Below are 2476 nucleotides of genomic sequence, written 5' to 3' on the forward strand. Positions count from 1 at the left end.
GCGGAGGGGCTCTACATCCTCGGCGGCCTGGGCTCGCGCGGTTTCTGCGCCGCGCCCCTGCTGGCCGAGCATGTGGCGGCCCTGGCGACCGGCGCCCCGTCGCCGCTGGCGCGCGATCTGGCGATCCGGGTCACGCCGTCGCGCCTGTCCGGCGCAAAGGGACTTGCGAAACCCGACGTATCGTTCGACGGTTGAGCTTGTCGGGGGCCGACATGAGGAAGCTTTCCATGCGCACGCCCGTCCTGACCTGTCTGGGTCTTTCCGCCGCCGCCCTGATGACCATCTCCTGCGCGCCGACCGCCACCACCGGGGACCGCGCCGAAGCGCCCCTGGCGCGGCAGTGTTTCAACGTCCAGCAGGTGAGCAATTTCCGGCAGGGCCGCATGGACCAGGTGTTCCTGCGGGTGGGCCGCAGCGACGTCTATGAGATGACCGGCGCCGCCTGCCGCGACCTGGACTTCGCCAACCGGATGGCCATCGTGCCGGACGCGGGCGGCGTCGCCGGATCGCGGCTGTGCACCGGCGACTGGGCCCGCGTGGTCGTGCCGGGGTCGGCCAATCCGACCGAGGTCTGCCGAGTCCGCCTGACCCGCAGACTCTCCGATGCAGAGGTCGAAGCCCTGCCCGCCGCCTACAAGCCTTAGGTCCTAGGCCTTCTGGGCGTAGCCGAGGCGCTGGTTCAGCTTCTCGATCAGATCGATGGCCGTGTCCGCGATGACCGAGCCGGGCGGATAGACGGCGGCCGCGCCGCTTTCGAGCAGCGGCTGCACGTCTGACGGCGGGATCACCCCGCCCACGACGATCATGATGTCGGACCGGCCCAGCTTCTCCAGCTCGGCCTTCAGCTCGGGCACCAGCGTCAGGTGGCCGGCGGCCAGGGAGGAGGCGCCGACCGCGTGGACGTTGCGCTCCACCGCCTCCCTGGCCGCCTCGGCCGGGGTCTGGAACAGGGAGCCGGCGGTGACGTCGACGCCCAGGTCGCCATAGGCGGTGGCGACCACCTTCTGACCCCGGTCGTGGCCGTCCTGACCCAGTTTGGCGATCAGGATGCGCGGCGGACCGCCGTCGTTCTCGATGAAGGCGGCGACCATGTCGCGGGCGCGGCTGATCTTCGGGTCGTCGCCGGCTTCCTTGGCATAGACGCCGGAGACGGTCTTCACGGTGGCGATGTGGCGGCCGAAGGCGGCCTCCAGCGCGTCCGAGATCTCGCCCACCGTGGCCTTGGCCCGGGCGGCCTCGACGGCCAGCTGGAGAAGGTTTTCCGTCCCGTGCGCGCCCCGGGTCAGGGCGCCCAGCGCGGCCTCGGTCGCCGCCTCGTCGCGTTCGGCGCGCAGGCGTTTGAGCTTGTCGATCTGCGCGGCCAGCACGGCGGCGTTGTCGACCTTCAGCATCGGGATGTCGTCGGGCGTGTCGTTGAAATAGCTGTTCACCCCGACCACCGTCTGCTGGCCGGTGTCGATGCGGGCCTGGGTCTTGGCCGCCGATTCCTCGATGCGCAGCTTGGGGATGCCGGCCTCGATGGCCTTGGCCATGCCGCCCAGCGCCTCGACCTCGGCCATGTGGGCGCGGGCGCGCTCGGCCAGTTCGTGGGTCAGGCGCTCGACGTAGAAGCTGCCGCCCCACGGGTCGATGACCTTGGTCAGGCCCGTCTCCATCTGCAGCAGGATCTGGGTGTTGCGCGCGATCCGGGCCGAGAAGTCGGTCGGCAGGGCCAGGGCCTCGTCCAGGGCGTTGGTGTGCAGGGACTGGGTCTGGCCGCCCGCGGCGGCCATGGCCTCGACCATGGTGCGCGAGACGTTGTTGAACACATCCTGCGCCGCGAGGCTCCAGCCCGAGGTCTGGCAGTGGGCGCGCAGGGACAGGGAGCGGGCGTCCTTGGCCCCGAACTTCGCCACCGCCTCGGCCCACAGCAGGCGGCCGGCCCGCATCTTGGCCACCTCCATGAAATAGTTCATCCCGATGGCCCAGAAGAAGGACAGGCGCGGCGCGAACCGGTCCACGTCCATGCCCGCCTCGACCCCGGCCTTCAGGTATTCGATGCCGTCGGCGAGGGTGTAGGCCAGCTCCAGATCCGCCGAGGCCCCGGCCTCCTGCATGTGGTAACCGCTGATCGAGATGGAGTTGAACTTGGGCGCATGCTCGGCCGTCCAGGCGAAGATGTCGGCGATGATCCGCATGCTGGGCGTCGGTGGGTAGATGTAGGTGTTGCGGACCATGAACTCCTTGAGGATGTCGTTCTGGATGGTCCCGGTCAGGGCGCTGTGGGCGACGCCCTGCTCTTCCGCTGCCACGATGTAGAGCGCCAGCACCGGCAGCACCGCGCCGTTCATGGTCATGGAGACCGACATCTGGTCCAGCGGGATGCCGTCGAACAGGGTGCGCATGTCGTAGATGCTGTCGATGGCCACGCCGGCCATGCCGACGTCGCCCTTCACCCGCGGGTGGTCCGAATCGTAGCCCCGGTGGGTGGCTAGGT

3 protein-coding genes are annotated in these 2476 nt (G+C 69.7%); 2 read left to right on the forward strand and 1 reads right to left on the reverse strand.

The annotated features are described in order from the left end of the window. Together Q0C81_RS18090 and Q0C81_RS18095 are read left to right on the forward strand one after the other, a co-directional pair. Positions 1 to 195, forward strand: a 195-nt coding sequence (locus Q0C81_RS18090) for a hypothetical protein (RefSeq protein ID WP_291841200.1), incomplete at its 5' end; no start/stop codon positions are given. Between the two features lie 32 nt (positions 196 to 227). Further along, a complete protein-coding gene (locus tag Q0C81_RS18095; protein ID WP_291841203.1) occupies positions 228 to 644 on the forward strand; it encodes a DUF6491 family protein in 417 nt (138 codons plus the stop codon). 3 nt (positions 645 to 647) lie between these two features. Here the strand turns inward: Q0C81_RS18095 and scpA are convergent. Further along, positions 648 to 2476: methylmalonyl-CoA mutase (gene scpA / locus Q0C81_RS18100; RefSeq protein ID WP_291841204.1), on the reverse strand; the 1829-nt coding region annotated here is incomplete at its 5' end.

Origin of the sequence: Brevundimonas sp., assembly GCF_023259385.1 — a bacterium.
Taxonomy (GTDB): domain Bacteria; phylum Pseudomonadota; class Alphaproteobacteria; order Caulobacterales; family Caulobacteraceae; genus Brevundimonas.